14 protein-coding genes are annotated in these 18,064 nt (G+C 59.7%); 12 read left to right on the top strand and 2 right to left on the bottom strand.

Annotation, left to right across the window (positions count from 1 at the left end):
- Nucleotide 1: 1 nt before the first annotated feature.
- Nucleotides 2–1,054, bottom strand: a complete 1,053-nt coding sequence (locus WC529_03765; GenBank protein ID MFA5113398.1) for a hypothetical protein — start codon at nucleotides 1,052–1,054, stop codon at nucleotides 2–4.
- Between the two features lie 56 nt (nucleotides 1,055–1,110).
- Between WC529_03765 and WC529_03760 the strand changes: the two genes are divergently transcribed.
- Genes WC529_03760 through leuS form a run of 4 tightly spaced genes read left to right on the top strand, consistent with a single transcriptional unit; the run spans nucleotide 1,111 to nucleotide 7,461 of the window.
- Nucleotides 1,111–1,815, top strand: coding sequence for a hypothetical protein (locus tag WC529_03760; GenBank protein ID MFA5113397.1), 705 nt, complete (start codon nucleotides 1,111–1,113; stop codon nucleotides 1,813–1,815).
- Between the two features lie 60 nt (nucleotides 1,816–1,875).
- A complete protein-coding gene (locus tag WC529_03755; GenBank protein MFA5113396.1) occupies nucleotides 1,876–2,169 on the top strand; it encodes a MerR family transcriptional regulator in 294 nt (97 codons plus the stop codon).
- A 25-nt stretch (nucleotides 2,170–2,194) separates the two neighbouring features.
- Entirely contained in the window at nucleotides 2,195–5,020 is a 2,826-nt protein-coding gene (locus WC529_03750) for an AAA family ATPase (protein MFA5113395.1), read from the top strand.
- Nucleotides 5,017–7,461, top strand: coding sequence for a leucine--tRNA ligase (gene leuS, locus WC529_03745; GenBank protein ID MFA5113394.1), 2,445 nt, complete (start codon nucleotides 5,017–5,019; stop codon nucleotides 7,459–7,461). Before WC529_03750 ends, leuS begins: the two co-directional genes overlap by 4 nt.
- On the opposite strand, the gene WC529_03740 is transcribed toward leuS, so the two are convergent.
- Entirely contained in the window at nucleotides 7,462–8,313 is an 852-nt protein-coding gene (locus WC529_03740; protein MFA5113393.1) for a PEGA domain-containing protein, read from the bottom strand. It lies immediately after the preceding gene.
- A gap of 36 nt (nucleotides 8,314–8,349) precedes the next feature.
- On the opposite strand from WC529_03740, the gene WC529_03735 reads away from it, so the two are divergent.
- From WC529_03735 to WC529_03700, 8 genes are all read left to right on the top strand, one after another.
- Nucleotides 8,350–10,002, top strand: coding sequence for a TIGR03960 family B12-binding radical SAM protein (locus WC529_03735; protein ID MFA5113392.1), 1,653 nt, complete (start codon nucleotides 8,350–8,352; stop codon nucleotides 10,000–10,002).
- Nucleotides 9,977–10,276 (top strand): TIGR03936 family radical SAM-associated protein, encoded by a 300-nt coding sequence (locus WC529_03730; GenBank protein ID MFA5113391.1) that lies wholly within the window; start codon nucleotides 9,977–9,979, stop codon nucleotides 10,274–10,276. The genes WC529_03735 and WC529_03730 overlap by 26 nt, the downstream gene beginning before the upstream one ends.
- A 12-nt stretch (nucleotides 10,277–10,288) precedes the next feature.
- Nucleotides 10,289–10,600 carry a 50S ribosomal protein L21 gene (gene rplU / locus WC529_03725; protein MFA5113390.1) on the top strand — a complete coding sequence of 104 codons (312 nt, stop codon included), beginning with the start codon at nucleotides 10,289–10,291 and terminating at the stop codon, nucleotides 10,598–10,600.
- Nucleotides 10,590–10,829 carry a 50S ribosomal protein L27 gene (gene rpmA, locus WC529_03720; protein MFA5113389.1) on the top strand — a complete coding sequence of 80 codons (240 nt, stop codon included), beginning with the start codon at nucleotides 10,590–10,592 and terminating at the stop codon, nucleotides 10,827–10,829. Before rplU ends, rpmA begins: the two co-directional genes overlap by 11 nt.
- A 12-nt stretch (nucleotides 10,830–10,841) precedes the next feature.
- Entirely contained in the window at nucleotides 10,842–11,609 is a 768-nt protein-coding gene (proB, locus tag WC529_03715) for a glutamate 5-kinase (GenBank protein MFA5113388.1), read from the top strand.
- Between the two features lie 76 nt (nucleotides 11,610–11,685).
- A complete protein-coding gene (locus WC529_03710; protein MFA5113387.1) occupies nucleotides 11,686–13,029 on the top strand; it encodes a sugar ABC transporter substrate-binding protein in 1,344 nt (447 codons plus the stop codon).
- A gap of 9 nt (nucleotides 13,030–13,038) precedes the next feature.
- Nucleotides 13,039–14,868, top strand: a complete 1,830-nt coding sequence (gene glmS, locus WC529_03705; protein MFA5113386.1) for a glutamine--fructose-6-phosphate transaminase (isomerizing) — start codon at nucleotides 13,039–13,041, stop codon at nucleotides 14,866–14,868.
- Nucleotides 14,869–14,926: 58 nt separating this feature from the next.
- A complete protein-coding gene (locus WC529_03700) occupies nucleotides 14,927–18,037 on the top strand; it encodes a hypothetical protein (protein MFA5113385.1) in 3,111 nt (1,036 codons plus the stop codon).
- Nucleotides 18,038–18,064: the final 27 nt, after the last annotated feature.

The raw sequence follows: 18,064 nt of genomic DNA, 5'->3' as shown, positions 1-18,064 counted from the left end.
ACTATTCGGCTTCAACCGACTGGAGCTCGTAGCTGGCGAACTGGCCGCCCAGCGCCTTGAGCCGGTCGGCGATCTCCGGCAGGTTGAAGGGCCGCTGCGCTTTGTCCGGGTGAAAGAGCGAAGCGAGGTAACGGCCGAGCGGCGTTTCTTTCAGTTCGGCCGGCAGATTGCTCTGCCGGGCGACCGACTCTACGCTAAAGTGCTCGCGGGCGCTGATGGCGCGATAATAGTTCTCGATCATTTTCTCCCTGGTCATGAGCATCATCAGCCGGTCCAGCCCGGTATAACGCCAGGGATCGTCCATCCCTTCATAAAGTAAGCCGTTCACCCCCGCGATCAGCGTCAAGGCGCTGGTCCCCAGGCCGTAAACGTCGGTCCGGACGTCTTCTTGGAGATAAAGGGCAAAAGCCATTTCCGGCGGATAAAAGCCGACCGCGCCGGTATCGGTCCGGGCCGGACTGTTCAAGCCGTTGGCCCGGCCAAAGTCGAGCAGTACGACTTCGCCCTGGCCCCGGTATAAGGCGTTGTTAGGTTTGACGTCCCGATGGACGATCTGGCGGGCGTGGAGATCGCCCAACCTCGCCGCTAAGCCCGGCAAGACCGATTCGGTCAGCAAAGAGATCTCTTCCCGGCTCGGCAACTGTCCGCGCCATTCCGGCAAGGCCAGGCATCCGAGACTGATCCCGTTGATCTCCGGCATGACAAAGAACGGCTGCTCCCCCTTTCCTTCGATCTCCACCTTCCCTTGGCCGCTTATCCGGGGAAATCCCGGCACCCCTTCGAGTTTTTGCAAAAAGTAGGTTTCGCTTTGCACCTCGACTGCGCTGGACCGGTCCGGAGCGATCTTGACGACGACATTTTCCACCGCGCTGTCAGCCGCAATCAGATGCCCGCGATAAAGCAGCATCGACGCTTCCGGGAGCTGGCGCCGCTCGTTGATCGCGACGATCCGGCCGTCGTTCAGCCGGCCGATGTTCTTCAGCCCCGGCTGCAACTTGGCGGCCGCGGCGATGTGGGGCGACAGTTCCGCCCCTTTGATCCTGGCGTAGATCATAACGCCTATCTATCGGTTTTTCCGCCGTCTGATTTCAGGAATGATATAATTGAGCCATGAACAGATCGGCGCGCGTTTTTCTCTGGCTCTGCGTCCTGGCGCTGGCGGCTTTTGCGGCCGTGACCCCGGAACGACTGGTCGATAAATTGACCGCGAAGTTCCTCCTGGTGCAGGACGCGGAGTGCGACATCACGCTCGATACCAGCCTGCAGCTGATGGGCTGCGGCGGCGTTAACCGGCAAAAAGGAAAGCTCTATTACAAAGCGCCCGACCGGGTGATGGCGATACTCGATAAAGAGCGTTATTACATCAGGGGCAATAACATCAAAAAGATCGATGCCCAGGGCAAGCGCTTCTATATCCGCCTGCTGCACGCCCCCGATTTCTCGGTCGGTTTCAACCCGCGGCTGATGGACCATAATTTCCACCTCCGCGTCATCAGCAGTACGACCAAGGAAGTCGTACTGGAAGGATTACCCAAGCCGGGCGTGCTGAAGAACGTCAAAAAGGTGACCTTTCGGGCCGACCCGTCGGCCGAACTGCTTAAAAGCATGGACCTCGCGATCGCCAATAACCTGAAAGGCCAGGTCTTCATCGATTACCGGGTCATTGAGGGGCTTGACGTCCCGGTCGCCTGTCACGGCCGGTCGGCCCTGGAGCTGAACGGCGGGTTCCTCGTCGGCCTGGTTTTTAGCTTAAAAGGGGATAATTTTAAGATCAATACCGGCCTGCCTGATAAATTATTTGCAGCCGGGTTTTGACCAGCTCCCAATATATGCTTGACATTTTCATTGTCAAGGTTTATTATGCTCCCCATGATAATGTTCGGCTGGGTCCACGATAGCCATAAGCCGGTCTACACCATTCAAGTCGCCGCGGAGCTGATCGGCTGCCACCCGCGAACTTTACGGATCTACGAAGAAGTCGGCCTGGTCCATCCGCGGCGCACGGCCAAGAATTATCGTCTTTATTCCCAGGGCGACCTGACCCGGATCAAGCAGTTCTGCGCGCTGATGGACGAATGGGACCTGAATCTCTCCGGCGTCAAGGCGCTGCTGGAAATGGCCGAGCGCTTCCACATTGGGGTCGAAAAGCTGATCGAGGAAATGCTATAATTAAAGAAAGGAAGGGTAAATCAACATGATCTGTCAAAGTTGCAAGATCAACCCGGCGACGGTCCATATCACCAAGATAATCAACGGCAAGAAAGTCGAACGCCACCTCTGCGGCCAATGCGCGGCGGCCGAGGGCTTTGTGCCGGGGGGCGACTTGGAGAATTTCGGCCTGGCCGATTTCCCCGGCTTTTTCGAGTTCCCCGACCTGTTCGCCTCGCTCTTCAAGCGGCGCCCGTCCGAGCGGTTCTACGACTATTTCTCCGAATCGGCCAATAAGATCCTGCAATTGGCCACCGAGGAAGCGAACCGCCTGGGCCACGACCATGTCCGGACCGAACACTTGCTGCTTGGCCTGATCAAGGCCGAAGGCGCCGCCTACAAAGTCCTGCAGACGCTCGGCGTCGACCTGGTCAATCTCTTTTCCGACCTCGAATCACTGATCGGCCGCGGCGAGGGCTCCCCCAAGAAAATGACCCTGTCGCCCAGGGCGAAAAAGGCCTTGGAACTGGCCTACCAGGCCGCCCGCGAGCTCGGCTTTAATTACGTCGGCGAAGAACACATCCTGCTCGGCATCATCCGCGAAGGCGAAAGCATCGCGGCGCAAGCGCTCCACAAACGGAAGATCAATTTTGACAAGGTCGCCCGCCAGATCATCACCGACGTCGAAAAAGCGCTCGGCTCCGGCGCCCCCGAAGACGCCCAGCAGGACTACCCCGAAGGGCCCGAGGAGTTCGAGGGCGAGGGGGGCGGCGAAATGCCCGAGGGGATGCTCGGTTTCCCCGGCATCGGGATCGGCGCCCCGCCGCGGCCGCAAAAGCCGGCCCTCACCACCTTCGGCCGCGATCTGACCGCCATGGCCCGCAAAGGCGAACTGGACCCGGTCATCGACCGGGAAAAAGAGATCGAGCGGATCATTCGCATCCTCTCCCGCCGGACCAAGAACAACCCCGCCCTGCTCGGCGACCCCGGCGTCGGCAAAACGGCGATCGTCGAAGGGCTGGCCGAGCGGATCGTCAGCGGCGACGTCCCGGAGATCCTGAAGGACAAACAGGTCATCGCCCTCGACCTGGGCGGCATGGTCGCCGGTACCAAATACCGCGGCGAGTTCGAGTCGCGCGTCAAAAAGGTCCTCGACGAGATCCTCTCCAAGAAGCGGCAAGTCATCCTCTTTATCGACGAGCTGCACACCCTCGTCGGCGCCGGCGGCGCGGAAGGGGCGATCGACGCGGCGAACATGCTCAAGCCGGCCCTGGCGCGGGGCGAATTGCAAGTGATCGGCGCGACCACGGTCGACGAATACCGGAAGAACATCGAAAAAGACGCCGCGCTGGAGCGGCGCTTCCAGCCGGTCCTGATCGGCGAACCGTCGGTCGAGCTGACGATCGAGATCCTGAAAGGGATCCGCGACCGCTACGAAGCGCACCACCGGGTCAAGATCCCCGATGCGGCGCTGGTCGCGGCCACCACCCTCTCCCACCGCTACATCTCCGACCGGTTCCTGCCGGACAAGGCGATCGACGTCATGGACGAAGCGGGCGCCAAGGTCCGCCTCCGGACGATCTCGCCCCCGGCCGAGCTGAAAATGGTCCAAAAAGAGCTGGCGGCGCTGAAACGGGAAAAAGAAGAAGCGCTGACCGGCCAAAAATACGAAAAAGCGGCGACCTATCGCGACAAGAGCGCCGAGTTAGAGAAAAAAATGAAAGAGCTGGACGAAAAATGGAAACTCGAACGCGGCACCGGCGAACCGACGGTGACCGAAGACGATATCGCCTCGATCGTGTCGGACTGGACCGGCATCCCGGTCATCAAGCTGACCGCCGCGGAAACGGAAAAGCTGATCCACATGGAAACCGAGCTCCACAAACGGATCATCGGGCAGGACGAGGCGGTCGTCGCCATTTCGCAGGCCATCCGCCGCGGCCGCGCCGGCCTCAAGCCGCCGCAGCGCCCGGTCGGCTCGTTCATTTTTGCCGGCCCGACCGGCGTCGGTAAGACCGAGGTCGCCCGCCGCCTGGCCGAGTTCCTCTTCGGCACGCAGGAGGCGCTGGTCCGGATCGACATGTCGGAATACATGGAAAAGCACACCGTTTCCCGCATGGTCGGCGCCCCCCCCGGGTACGTCGGCTACGAAGAAGGCGGCACCCTGACCGAAGCGGTGCGCCGCAAACCGTACTCGGTCATTCTCTTCGACGAGATCGAAAAAGCGCACCCCGACGTTTTCAACATCTTATTGCAGATCTTGGAAGACGGCCGGCTGACCGATTCCAAGGGTCACGTCGTCGACTTCAAGAACACGGTCGTGATCATGACCAGCAATATCGGCCAGAAAGAGATCGTCCAGACCGGGCCGATCGGCTTCCTGCCGCGCGAAGACCGGGAAGCGACCTACGACAAGATGCGGGACACGGTCCTGGCCGACATGAAGAAAGATTTCCGGCCGGAGTTCCTCAACCGGATCGACGAGATCATCGTCTTCCACCCGCTCGACGAGGACGAGCTGAAGCAGATCGCCGGCCTGATCATCGCCGACCTGGAAAAACAGGTCGAGACCCGCGGCTTCCGGCTGGAAGTGACCGACGAGGTCAAGGCGAAGGTGATCAAGGAAGGGTACGAACCGAAGTACGGCGCGCGGCCGCTCCGCCGCGCCGTCCAGCACCTGCTGGAAAATCCGCTCAGTAACGAGATCATCGCCGGCAAGTTCAAGGACGGCGACACCGTTATTGCCGCCGTGGTCGAAGGGAAGATCACCTTTACCCCCGGCCTCCGCAAGGCGGAAAAGAAAGAACCGCCCAAGCCGGCCGAGCCGCCGGCCCCGCCCCCGGCCAAAGAGAAGAAGACGAAAAAGAAATGAGCGATTACGCCCCGGCGCAGCTGGAGCCGAAATGGGAAGCCGAATGGGAAAAGCAGGGACTTTTCCGCACCCCGGACAAGCCCGGCTTGAAGTATTACGACCTGGTCATGTTCCCCTATCCTTCGGGGAACCTCCACATGGGGCACGTCCGCAACTACGCGATCGGCGACGTCATCGCCCGTTACAAACGGCTGCAAGGATTTTCGGTCCTCCAGCCGATCGGCTGGGACGCTTTCGGCATGCCGGCCGAGAACGCCGCGATCAAGAACAAGACCCACCCCGAGCCGTGGACCGACAGCTGCATCGCCCGGATGAAAAAACAGCTGAAACGGCTCGGCATCTCCTACGACTGGGACCGCGAGGTCAACACCAGCAAACCGGACTATTATAAATGGACCCAGCGGCTCTTCCTGCTGATGCACGAGCGCGGCCTCGCCTACCGGAAGAAAGCAACGGTCAACTGGTGCCCGTCGTGCGCCACGGTCTTGGCCAACGAGCAGGTCGTTAAAGAGGACAAGTGCTGGCGTTGTGACTCGACCGTCGAGCAGCGCGACCTGGAACAATGGTTCTTCAAGATCACCGTTTACGCCGACCGCCTGCTCGCCGACCTCGAGAAACTGACCGGCTGGCCGGAGCCGGTCAAGATCATGCAGCGGAACTGGATCGGGAAGTCGGAGGGAGTGGAGATCAACTTCAAACTTCAAACCTCCAACCTCCAAACAAAAACAAATATCACAGATCTCAAAATATACACCACCCGACCGGACACTTTGTTCGGCGTGACGTACATGGTCCTGGCGCCGGAGCATCCGCTGGCGCTGGAACTGTCCAAGGGGACGCCGCAGGAGAAAGCGGTCCGCGAGTATATCGAAAAAGTCCAACACGAAAGCACCCGCGAACGGGCGGTGTCGACCGGCAAGGAAGGCGTTTTTACCGGCGGCTACGCGGTCAACCCGGCCAACGGCGAAACGGTCCCGATCTGGACCGCCGATTACGTCCTGATGGGTTACGGGACCGGCGCCGTCATGGCGGTGCCGACGCACGACCAGCGCGACTTCGAGTTCGCCAAAGCTCACAACTTGCCTCTTAAACTAGTAATTCGACCCGAGACCGGCGACCCGCGACCCGAGACGATGAAAGAAGCCTTCGTGGATGAAGGGATCATGGTCAACAGCGGCGAATTTAACGGCCTCCGCAGCGCGGAAGCTTTGGAGAAAATTGGCGACAAGTTCGGCGTCTGGCAGGAGAAATATAAATTGCGTGACTGGTTAGTCTCCCGCCAGCGCTACTGGGGCGCCCCGATCCCGATCATTTATTGCAGTAAGTGCGGCGTTGTTCCGGTCCCGGCCAAAGATCTCCCGGTCAAGCTCCCGATGGACGTTAAGTTTACCGGCGAGGGGGCTTCCCCCCTGACCCAGTCCAAAGCTTTCCTGGAAGCGAAATGCCCGAAATGCGGCGGCCCCGGCCGGCGCGAGACCGACACGCTCGATACGTTCAACTGCTCGTCGTGGTATTACTTCCGTTATGCCGATCCGCACAACGATCAGGAACCGTTCGGTAAAGAGAAAGCTAAGCAATGGCTGCCGGTCGACCAGTACATCGGCGGGATCGAGCACGCGATCCTCCATCTTCTCTACTCCCGCTTCTTCACCAAGGTCCTGTTCGACGCCGGCTGGTCGAACACCGACGAGCCGTTCACGAATTTATTAACGCAGGGGATGGTCGTCAAAGACGGCGCCAAAATGTCGAAATCGAAAGGGAACGTCGTCGACCCCGACTACATCGTCGAGCGTTACGGCGCCGATACGGCCAGGCTTTTTATCCTCTTCGCTTCCCCGCCGGAAAAAGAGCTGGAGTGGTCGGACCAGGGGGTGGAAGGGAGCTTCCGGTTCTTGAATAGAGTTTGGCGGCTTGTTACTGAGAAATCCGAAATACGAAACTCGAAACTCGAAACAAATCAGAAATCCGAAGCAGAAAATTCGAAACTACTAAGAAAGCTCCACCAGACTATCAAAGGGGTGACCGAAGATATCGACCGCTTCAGCTTCAACACGGCGATCGCCAAGATGATGGAGCTGACCAATACTATGTACGAAATCCCCCCCAGCCCCCAGTCCCTAGCCCCCCTCTTGGTCATGCTTGCCCCCTTTGCCCCTCATCTGGCAGAAGAGCTTTGGCATCAGCTGGGGAACAAGGATTCGGTCTGCAGCCAGCCGTGGCCGATGTACGACGCGGAGCTGGCCAAAGAGAGCGAGCTGACGATCGCGGTGCAGGTCAACGGCAAGCTGCGCGACACGATCACCGTGCCGGCCGACGCCAAAGAAGAGCTGGTCAAGGAAAAAGCGCTGGCCAGCGAGAAGGTCAAAACGAACTTAGCGGGCAAACAGGTAGTCAAACAGATCTACATCCCGCAGAAACTGCTCAACATCGTCGTTAGGTAGCTACAACTGGTAAGCTAAGCCCGCCTGCAGATAATAACCGGCCGAAGTAATGTCGGTCACCCCCGCCGCCTTGCCGGCATAGCTGGCGTAACCCGCCTTGACCAGCATTTTCTGCCCCTGGTCGATCGGCCGCGCCCCTTCAACGTAGAACTGATAACCGAGCCGCGGCTCGATGCTCAGCTGGACGCCGCCGCCCGGCGTGTACAGGGCGTAGTTAAAACCGCCGCCGCAATTGATCCGGAACGGGCCGGACTTGAGCACCTCTTTGGAGAGGCAGATATAGGGGGACGACAGCGAGACCTGTCCCTCTTCCCAGGTCCCGCCGCTCAAGTCGTAAAAACGGAGGGTCGACGGCATGTTCAGGACAAAGCCGAGGTCGATGTTGACGTCGATGACCGGGATCGGATATTTAAGTTCCGCGCCCAACCCGAATTGCGGCTTGTAATCAAAAGAGGAAAGGCCGCCGACCGCGGGGGAGAACTTATAACCGACGGCGGAAAAGCTGCCGAGCAGGGCGACCTGAGTTGGCTTGCGCGTCTTGGAGAGCAGCTCTTCGCTCTGTTTGGCAACGATGATCGTCTCCTGCCCCTCTTTAACCTCCACGATGCCGGTCTGGATCTCCTTGTCGTCCTTGACCACCCGGACGTAATGCTTGCCGACCGGGATGTTGGAGATCGTGGCGCGGTCCTGGCCGACGAACTTGGCGTCAACGTAGATATCCGCCCCCGCGACATCGGAGTAAACGGTCAGCTTGCCGTATTCCACGGCTCCCTGAAAAGCAGGCGCATTCGCCCCCCAGGCCAAACCCACAAAACAGCAAAGCAACACGACGGCAAACAGGTTTTTCTTCATGGCAGGATTATAACACCAGCATGTTATAATGCAAATATGCTCGAGAACGTGCAAAGGCCGGGGCGCTACGTCGGCAACGAACTGAATTCGGTCCATAAGGATTGGGCCAAAGCCGCATTAAAATTCGTCCTGGCCTATCCCGACACCTACGAGATCGGCATGTCGAACCTCGGCCTGCAGATCCTTTACCATATCCTTAACGATCAGGCTGACGTTTTGGCCGAGCGGTGCTTTGCGCCGTGGCCGGACCGGGAAGAACAATTAAAAGTTCAAAATGAAAAATTAAAAAGTTTGGAGTCGCAAAGGCCTCTCCAAGAATTCGACGTGCTCGGCTTTAGCTTGGGCCATGAATTAACTTACACCAACATCGTGACGATGCTCAAGCTCGGCGGCATCCCGCTCCGGAGCAAGGAGCGCGGGGAAAAAGATCCGCTCGTCCTCGGCGGCGGACCGTGCTCTTTTAACCCGGAACCGCTCGTCGACTTCTTCGACTTCTTCGTCATCGGCGAAGCTGAGGAGGTTTTACTGGAGATAACCAAGGTTTTGCTCGACTCGCGACCCGCGACCCGCGACTCGCGACTGAACAACCTCGCGAAAATCCCCGGCGTCTACGTCCCGGGGATCAGCCAAAAAGTGACCAAGCGCTATATCAAGTCCCTAGACCCTATTCCCTATCCCCTCAATCCCATAGTCCCCTTTATCGAAGCGATCCACGACCGGGCGGCGATCGAGATCATGCGCGGCTGTAAATGGGGGTGCAAGTTCTGCCAGGCCGGCTGGACCTATCTGCCCGTCCGCGAAAAGTCGGCAGAAACCTTGCTGCGGCAGGCGGACGCGCTTTTAAAGAACACCGGTTACGATGAGCTGACGCTGATCTCGCTTTCCAGCTCCGACTACAGCGCGATCGACACGCTGGCCCGGACCCTGGCCAAAAAATATGAAAGCAAGAAGATCAATATCTCCCTCCCCTCGCTCCGCACCAACTCTTTGACGGTCAAACTGACTAAAGAAGTCGCCCGGGTTAGGAGCGGCAGCCTCACCCTGGCGCCGGAAGCCGGCACCCAGCGGCTGCGCGACGCGATCGGCAAGAACCTGACCGAGGAACAGATCATCGAGGGGGTCAAAGCCGCGTTCGCCGAAGGGATCGAAGCGATCAAGCTTTATTTCATGATCGGCCTGCCGACCGAGACCGACGACGACCTGCTCGGGCTGTGCGCCCTGGCCGACCGGATCTACCAGCTCGGCCGGACCTACAGCCGCCGGGCCCGGATCACCGTCAACCTTTCGACCTTCATCCCCAAGTCGCACACCCCGTTCCAATGGGAGCGGCAGATCGGGATCGCGGAAACACTGGATAAACAGCGGTTCATCAAGCAGCATCTCCGGACGCGCGGCATTGAGATCCGCTGGCACCAGGCGGAGGCCAGTTACCTGGAAGGGATCTTTTCCCGGGGCGATCGGCAGCTAAGCAAGGTGATCGAACGGGCCTGGGAACTCGGCGCCCGGTTCGACGCCTGGCAGGAGGGGTTCAAGTTCCCCGTCTGGCTTCAAGCTTTCAGCGATTGCGGGATCGATCCGGACCGGTATCTGGCCGCCAAACCGCAAGACCAGCCTCTCCCCTGGGACTACATTGAGACTGGCGTAACTAAGGAGGCTCTCCGGCGTGCAGCGGATAAAAGTAATATATAAAAAGGGCGAAGAGGTCAAATATATCGGCCACCGCGATCTGATGCGGGCTTTTCAGCGCGCCATCCGGCGGGCGGACCTGCCGATCGCCTACTCCCAGGGGTTCAATCCGCACATGAAGATCTCCTGGGGAAACGCCCTGAAAGTCGGGGCGACTTCCGAGCACGAAGAGGCCGAACTCCAGATGGAAACCTGGATCAAACCGGACGAAGTTAAAGCCCGGCTGAACGGCACCCTCCCCGGGGGGCTTGCAATCCTCGACTCTTTTCTGGTATAATTACCAACTGTTATGTACGCTGTAATTGAAACGGGTGGCAAACAACAAAAAGTCCTGGCCGGCGACATCCTCGATGTCGAGTTGCTGGATAACACCAAGAGCGTGACCTTTAACAACGTCCTGTTGATCGCGGACGGCGACCAGGTCGCGATCGGCACCCCGTACGTCAAGGGGGCCAAGGTTTCCGCCAAGGTGATCGGCAACGTCAAGGACGACAAGGTCACCACTTTTAAATACAAGAACAAGACCAATTACCACCGGACCATCGGACACCGGCAAAATTACACCCGGGTCCAGATCGAGGAGATAACACATGGCTCATAAAAAAGCTGGCAGTACATCCCGCAACGGCCGCGATTCGATCGGCCAGCGGCTCGGCGTCAAGATCTTCGGCGGGCAGCAGATCAAGGCCGGCGCGATCATTATCCGCCAGCACGGCGCCTCTTTCCGGGCCGGTTCTAACGTCGGGATGGGCCGCGACTACACCCTGTTCGCCAAAGCGGCCGGGACGGTCGTTTTCACCGGGAAAAAAGTCAACGTCCAAACCGCCTAACAAGGCCAGCTAATGGCTAAAACCATTATCATCAAGATCGGCTCCAGCACCCTGACTACCCCGCAAGGCACCCTTGATCACGCCAACCTCCGCCGGATCGTGGCCGAAGCGGCCGCACTGGTCAAAGCCCGGAAAAAGGTCGTGATTGTCACCTCCGGCGCCATCGTCACCGGCGCCCAGGCGCTCGGCCTCAAGGCCAAGCCGAAAAGCATCCCGCAAAAACAGGCGGCGGCCGCCATCGGCCAGTCGCGGCTGATGCGCCAGTACGAAAAGGCCTTTGAGGAGCACGGGATCACCGTCGCCCAGGTCTTATTGACCCGCGACGCCCTGGCGGACCGCCGGCGCCACGAGAACGCCCGCAACTGCCTCCACACGCTCCTCAACGAGAAAGTCGTTCCGATCATCAATGAGAACGACACCGTCGCGGTCGACGAGATCCGGATCGGCGACAACGACACCCTGGCGGCCTTGACCGCCCGCCTGGTCGGCGCCGATCTGCTGATCTTGCTGACCGATGTCGACGGCTTTTACATGAAAGACCGGAAAGGCATCCCTTTCCTCGTCCCGGCGATCAAGAAGATCGACCGCGCTGTTAAACGCGCAGCCGGCCATTCCGCCACCCAGCAGGGGACCGGCGGGATGATCACCAAGATCCAGGCGGCGCAGATCTGCAGCCAGGCCGGCATCACCATGGCGATCACCAGCGGCCGCAAACCCGGCGTGATCCGGGCGATCGCCAGCGGCAAAAAGATCGGCACGCTCTTCCACCCCAAGGCCTAGCTGCACCTTGCTTTAGCGTCGTTTTTGTGCTATAATTTTCCTGTTCCCAAAGTAAAAACGAGAAAGAGGTATTGTTGTGAAAAAAACGCTCATTCCCTCCCTGGTTATCGTTCTCCTGGTGTTCGGTGTCTTGATCAGCGGCTGCGCCCCGACCAATAAGGGCGGCGCCGGCGAAAAGGTCGTCGAAATGTGGGTCATGCCCAATTCGCTCAACCCGATCACCGATATCGAAGAGCTGCTTAAGCCGTTCGAGGCCAAGACCGGCATCAAGGTCAAGATCACCTCGGTCGACTGGGGCGCCGGCTGGAGCAAGATCACTACCGCCGCCACTTCCGGCGACGTTCCCGACCTCGGCCAGCTTGGCTCCACCTGGGTCTCCGCCATCACCGGCATGGGCGCGCTGGAAGAGATCTCCCAGGAAGCGATCGCCCAAATGGGAGGGAAAGCCGCTTTTGTCCCCGTCTCCTGGCAAACCACCGGGACCGAGGGTTCCGGCAAAACGACCGCCATTCCCTGGTTCGTCGACGCCCGCGGCCTCTTTGTCCGCACCGACGCCCTGAAAAAGGCCAAAGTTTCCGTCGGCGAACTGGCCAGCTGGGATTCGTTCAAAAACTCGCTGAAGAAGCTCTACGATGCCGACCTGGTCCTGGACGGCCAGCCGATGGCGCCGCTCGGCGTTTCCGGCAAGAACGACTGGAACGTCATCCATTCGCTCGCCCCCTGGATCTGGATGGCCGGCGGCGATTTCCTGTCCGCCGACCGGAAAAGCTGCGTCATCGATAGTGAGGAATCGGTCAAGGGGCTGATGTTCTATCTCGGCCTGGTCAAGGAAGGCTACGTCCCGTCGGAATACCTGGAATTGAACACCGCCCAGGTCAGCGCCAATTTTAACAGCGGCGCCTGCGCCATGTACTTTGACGGCCCGTACGAGATCAAGACGCTCACCCGGCCGGAATCCGAGGGAGGCGCCAGCACTTCGCCGGCGGCCAAAAACTTTACCGTGACCGGCTACCCGAAAGGGCCCAAGGGACGCATCACCTTTGTCGGCGGCTCTTCCCTGGCGATCTTTAAGCAGGGGAAGAATAAAGCGGCCGCTCTCGAAGTCATCAAGTACTTGGCCTCCAAGCAGGCGCAGATCAATTATGCCAAGGCGACCGGTTTCCTGCCGGCCCGGGTTGAGGCCTTCAACGATCCGTTCTTTGCCAAAGATCCGAACCGGAAAGTCTTCAAGGACGCCGTTTTTTACGGCCGCACCTACCCCAGCATCCCGACCTGGGGACTGCTGGAGCCGATCCTGACCCGGCGCCTCGGCATCATGTGGGATTACGTCCTCGGCGGCAAAGAGATCGATCCGGCCAAGATCAAAGATCAACTGAAACTTGCGAAGCAAGAAGTCGAAACTATTCTGTCCCAAAAATGAGTTAAAACCATGTGCGGAATAGTTGGTTATATCGGTTCCAAGGAAGCCCTCCCCTTCCTGGTCGAGGGCTTAAAAAAACTCGAGTATCGCGGCTATGACTCGGCTGGGGTCGCCACGCTCGACAAGGGCGCGCTCCATGTCAGCAAATGCGTCGGCAAGATCGCTGACCTGGAAATCTTGCTGCAGACCCAACCGGTCAGCGGCACGCTCGGCATCGGCCATACCCGCTGGGCGACCCACGGACAACCGTCGCATCTGAATTCCCACCCGCACGAAGACTGCAAGTCCGAGCTGGTCGTCGTCCACAACGGGATCATCGAGAACTACCTGGAGCTGCGCCAGGAGCTGACCGGGCGCGGGCACGTTTTCCGCTCCGCCACCGATACCGAGGTCTTTGCCCACCTGATCGAGGAGAATTTTCACGGCGACCTGCTCAAGGCGGTCCAGGCGGCGCTGCCGGCCGTCAAGGGAACTTACGCGCTGGCCGTCATCGCCAAACAAGAGCCGGGCAAGATCGTGGCCGCCCGTTCCGGCAGCCCGCTGATCATCGGCCACGGCGAAGACGAGATCTTTATCGCCTCGGACATCCCGGCCATCCTCAAGTACACCAGCCGGGTAACCTACCTGGACAACGGCGATATCGTCGAGTTGTCGGCCCAGGGACCGCGGATCTTCGATCTCCACGGCAAGCCGATCGTCAGAGAGATCTCCCTGATCTCCTGGGACCCCGAATCGGCGGAAAAAGGCGGCTACTCCCACTTCATGCTCAAGGAGATCCACGAACAGCCGAACGCCATCCGTAAAACGATCGAAGGGCGGGTCCGGGCCGAAAGCCACGAGATCCATTTCGACGAGCTTAATTTGTCCGACGACGAGATCCGGCAGATCAACCGGGTCGTCTTTACCGCCTGCGGCACTTCCTGGCACGCCGGCCTGATCGGCGAATACCTCTTTGAACAGTACGCCAAGCTGCCGGCCGAGGTCGAGTACGCCGCCGAGTTCCGCTACCGCCACCCGATCATCGATAAAAACACGCTGGTGATCGCCATCACCCAGTCCGGGGAAACGGCCGACACGCTCGGCGCCGTCTGGGAAGCCAAGGCCCAGGGAGCCAAGGCGGTCGCGATCTGCAACGTCGTCGGCTCCACCATCGCCCGCGAGGCCGACGGGGTCGTTTACACCAACGCCGGGCCGGAGATCGGCGTCGCTTCCACCAAAGCTTTTACCACCCAGCTGACCGTGATCTACCTGCTGGCGGTCCTCTTTGGCCGCAAGCGCGGCCTCCTGAGCGAAATGGAAACCGCCAAGCTGGTCAACGACCTGATCGAGATCCCGCAGAAGCTGGAAGAGACGATGCTCGGCGAACCGATCGTCGAAGAGATCGCCGCCAAGTTCTACGCTACGACCAACGCGCTTTACCTGGGGCGCGGCAAGGGATTCCCCATCGCCCTGGAAGGGGCGCTCAAGCTCAAAGAGGTCAGCTATATCCACGCCGAAGGATATCCGGCCGCCGAGATGAAGCACGGCCCGATCGCCCTGATCGACAAGAACATGCCGGTCGTCGTCCTGGCCTTTGCCGGCCGCCGCTACGACAAGATCCTCGGCAACGTCGAAGAGGTCAAGGCGCGGGGCGGCCAGGTGATCGCCATCGCCTCGCGGGGCGACGAACTGATCGCCGGACGGGCGGACGAAGTTATCTACATTCCGCAGACGACCGAATCGCTGTCGCCGCTCCTGGCGGTGGTGCCGCTCCAGCTGCTCGCTTATTACATCGCCGTGAAAAGAGGCTGCCACGTTGACCAGCCCCGCAATCTCGCCAAGAGCGTGACCGTGGAATAACCGGTCCGCGCCCCTGGTTTTTTGACTATCCCCGCGAAAAATGCTATAACTTACGCTCGTGAGCCAACCGAAATATTATGTCGCCAAGGACGGGGCGTTCGTTATCGAGCAATACGGTCATGCCCCAACCTTTGCCAGTTTTTTCCCCGGCATCGCCGGCGTTTTCGGTTGCCCCATGTGGGTCTTTTACACCAACCGCGGCCAGTGCATCACTTCCGCCGGCGTCCACGACAAAAATTCGGCGATCCTCGAGTTCAATTCGGCCAATAAAGCTTACCGCAACGTCGCCCTGCAGGGCTTCCGGACCTTCCTCAAGATCGACGGTAAATTTTACGAGCCGTTCAGCAGCCGCCAGGAGCTGAAGCGGGAGCTGCGCATCCTCCCCCACAGCATCAAGATCAGCGAAGAGAACCCGGCGCTCAAGCTGCGGGTCGAAGTCGCCTATTTTACCGTGCCGGGCGAACGCTTTCCCGCTCTCGCCCGGGTCATCAAATTGACCAATCTGGGCAAGAAAGCGCGGCAGCTCGAGGTGATCGACGGCCTGCCGGCGGTCATCCCCTACGGTTTTGAGAACGACCTGCTCAAGCGGATCAGCACGACGATCGAAGCGTGGTGCACGGTAGAGAATCTGGCCAACGGCGCGCCGTTCTACAAGCTCAAGATCATGCCGGCCGACGTCTCGGAGACCCGCTTCCTGCGCCGGGGGAACTTTTTCTACGCCTTCTGCCAGGATAACGTGCCGGTCGAGATGATCGTCGAGCCGGCCACCGTTTTCGGCGAGAATTCCAGCCTGGAGGTCCCCGAACGGTTCCTGGCCGGCAAGACCTTTACGGTCCCCGCCGAGCAGCTGACCGAAGGGATCATCCCGAGCGCGTTCGCCTATAAGAAGGCCGTGCTGACCGACGAGTTCGAGCTGGCCTCGCTCTTTGGCCAGATGGACAACGTCGATTTGCTCAACCAGGCCAAGCCGTCCATCGACCGCAATTATCTCGCCGCCAAATTTTTGGAAAATAAGACGCTGATCGACGACATCACCGCCCGGATCAAGACGATCAGCAACTCGCACAGCTTCGACCTTTACGCCCGGAACACTTTCCTGGACAACGTGATGCGCGGCGGCCTGCCGCTGATCTACGACGGCAAGGTCGTCTACGTTTACTACCGCAAGCACGGCGACATGGAGCGCGATTACAACGACTTCAAGCTGATGCCGATCTATTTTTCCCAGGGCGACGGCAACTACCGCGACATCAACCAGAACCGGCGCAACGACCTGTTCTTTAACCCCGACATCGGCGCCGACAACATCAGCCGCTACTTCAACCTGGTCCAGCTCGACGGCTACAACCCGCTGGTCGTGCTCGGCAGCAAGTACTTCATCAAGTCGCCCGGCCAGGCCGAGGCGCTGATCGGCAAGCATATCAAGGGGGCGGACCGGGAACTGCTCGGCCTGATCAGCCGGCCGTTCCTGCTCGGCGCCGTCCTGAAAAAGATCGAGGTTTCCGGCGCGACTTACAAGACCGGCCGGGAAACTTTCGTCGTCGACCTGCTGGAAAACTCCGCGGCGGAGGAAGGCGCCTACCACGGCGAAGGTTTCTGGATCGACCATCCGTTCTACAACCTCGACCTGCTGGAAAGCTTTGAAAGCCTTTTTCCCGACCGGCTGGCTGATTTATTATATGACCAAAAAACCTTCACCTTTTACGACAACGATCACGTCGTCGTGCCGCGCCGCCAGAAATACCGGCTGGTCGGCGACCAGGTCCGGCAGTACGAATGCGTCCGGCTCGACATTGAAAAATCTTCGGCGCTCAAGGGGCGGACCAAGCAGCGGACCATGGTCCGCGCCGATTACGGCAAGGGCGAGGTCTATCACACCACCCTGGCCGCCAAGCTCCTCTGCATCGCCGTTAACAAAGCCGCCACTTTCGACGCCGCCGGCGTCGGGATCGAGATGGAGGCGGACAAGCCGGACTGGTACGACGCGCTCAACGGCCTGCCCGCCCTGTTCGGCTCTTCCCTGTCGGAAACCCTGGAGCTGAAACGCCTGGCCCTGTACCTGAAGCAGAACACGCCGGCCGACCGCGCGGTGGCCCTCCCCGAAGAGCTCAAGGAATATATCGACGAGATCGCCCTGGCGCTCGACCAGCATCAGGATCCCTTCGCTTACTGGGACCAGTCCTACGAGCTGAAGGAAGCGTACCGCCAGCGGACCAAGCTCGGGGTCAGCGGCCGGGAAAACACGGTGGACGGCGCTTATATCAACGCCTTCCTCGACCGGGTGATCAAAAAGTGCGACCGGGGGGTCCAGGGTTCGCTCGCGGAGCACGGCAACTACTACACCTACTTCATCAACGAAGTGGCCGAATACGAAACGATCGAGGGGAAGGTCAAGATCAAGCGGTTCCGGCAGCGGCCGCTGCCGCTTTTCCTGGAGGGCTTTGTCCACGCCCTGAAGGTCAACCGCGACAAGAACATCCCCGGGCTCGTCAAGAACAGCCCGCTTTACGACCAGAAGCTCAAGATGTACAAGGTCAACGATTCTCTCAAACAGACGCCGATCGAGATCGGCCGCTGCCGCGTTTTCGCCCCCGGCTGGCTGGAGAACGAGTCGGTCTGGCTCCACATGGAATACAAATACATGCTGGAGCTGCTCAAGGCCGGCATGTACCAGGAGTTCTTCGCCGACTTCAAGAACGTCTTTGTCCCGTACATGAACCCGAAAAAATACAAGCGGAGCATCCTGGAGAACTCCTCGTTCATCGTCAGCAGCGCCAACCCGAACCAGCACAACCACGGCCGCGGGTTCGTCGCCCGGTTATCCGGCGGCGCCGCCGAATTCATCGACATTTGGATCAACATGACCGCGGGCAAGCGCCTCTTCCAGCTCGACGCCGCCGGCCAGCTCTGTTTCCGGCTCGCGCCGGTCCTCCCCGCCTGGCTGTTCAATAAAGGGAAGCTGATGTGCCGCCTGCTCGGCTCGATCGACGTCATCTACCTCAATCCGAAGGGGAAAGATACTTTCGGCAACGGCGTCAGCCCGGCCTCTTACCAATTGATCTTTGACGACGGCGAAGAGGTCGACATTACCGGCCAGGTGGTCAAGGAGCCGTACGCCAGCCTGATCCGCCAGCGCAAGGTCAAAAAGATCGTCGTTACCCTCTCCTGACCCGAGTTTGCCGCCGGCCGGGAATAT

The organism is Candidatus Margulisiibacteriota bacterium (assembly GCA_041650855.1).
Taxonomy (GTDB): Bacteria; Margulisbacteria; WOR-1; order O2-12-FULL-45-9; family XYB2-FULL-48-7; genus JALOPZ01.
This window is presented reverse-complemented; position numbering and strand designations above follow the sequence as displayed.

Bases quoted from the DNA above. Each gene is read 5' to 3' on its own strand.
- WC529_03755 (MFA5113396.1), top strand. From the start codon at position 1,876: ATGTTCGGCTGGGTCCACGATAGCCATAAGCCGGTCTACACCATTCAA.
- rplU (MFA5113390.1), top strand. From the start codon at position 10,289: ATGTACGCTGTAATTGAAACGGGTGGCAAACAACAAAAAGTCCTGGCC.
- WC529_03735 (MFA5113392.1), top strand. From the start codon at position 8,350: ATGCTCGAGAACGTGCAAAGGCCGGGGCGCTACGTCGGCAACGAACTG.
- glmS (MFA5113386.1), top strand. From the start codon at position 13,039: ATGTGCGGAATAGTTGGTTATATCGGTTCCAAGGAAGCCCTCCCCTTC.
- rpmA (MFA5113389.1), top strand. From the start codon at position 10,590: ATGGCTCATAAAAAAGCTGGCAGTACATCCCGCAACGGCCGCGATTCG.
- leuS (MFA5113394.1), top strand. From the start codon at position 5,017: ATGAGCGATTACGCCCCGGCGCAGCTGGAGCCGAAATGGGAAGCCGAA.
- proB (MFA5113388.1), top strand. From the start codon at position 10,842: ATGGCTAAAACCATTATCATCAAGATCGGCTCCAGCACCCTGACTACC.
- WC529_03760 (MFA5113397.1), top strand. From the start codon at position 1,111: ATGAACAGATCGGCGCGCGTTTTTCTCTGGCTCTGCGTCCTGGCGCTG.
- WC529_03740 (MFA5113393.1), bottom strand. From the start codon at position 8,313: ATGAAGAAAAACCTGTTTGCCGTCGTGTTGCTTTGCTGTTTTGTGGGT.
- WC529_03765 (MFA5113398.1), bottom strand. From the start codon at position 1,054: ATGATCTACGCCAGGATCAAAGGGGCGGAACTGTCGCCCCACATCGCC.
- WC529_03750 (MFA5113395.1), top strand. From the start codon at position 2,195: ATGATCTGTCAAAGTTGCAAGATCAACCCGGCGACGGTCCATATCACC.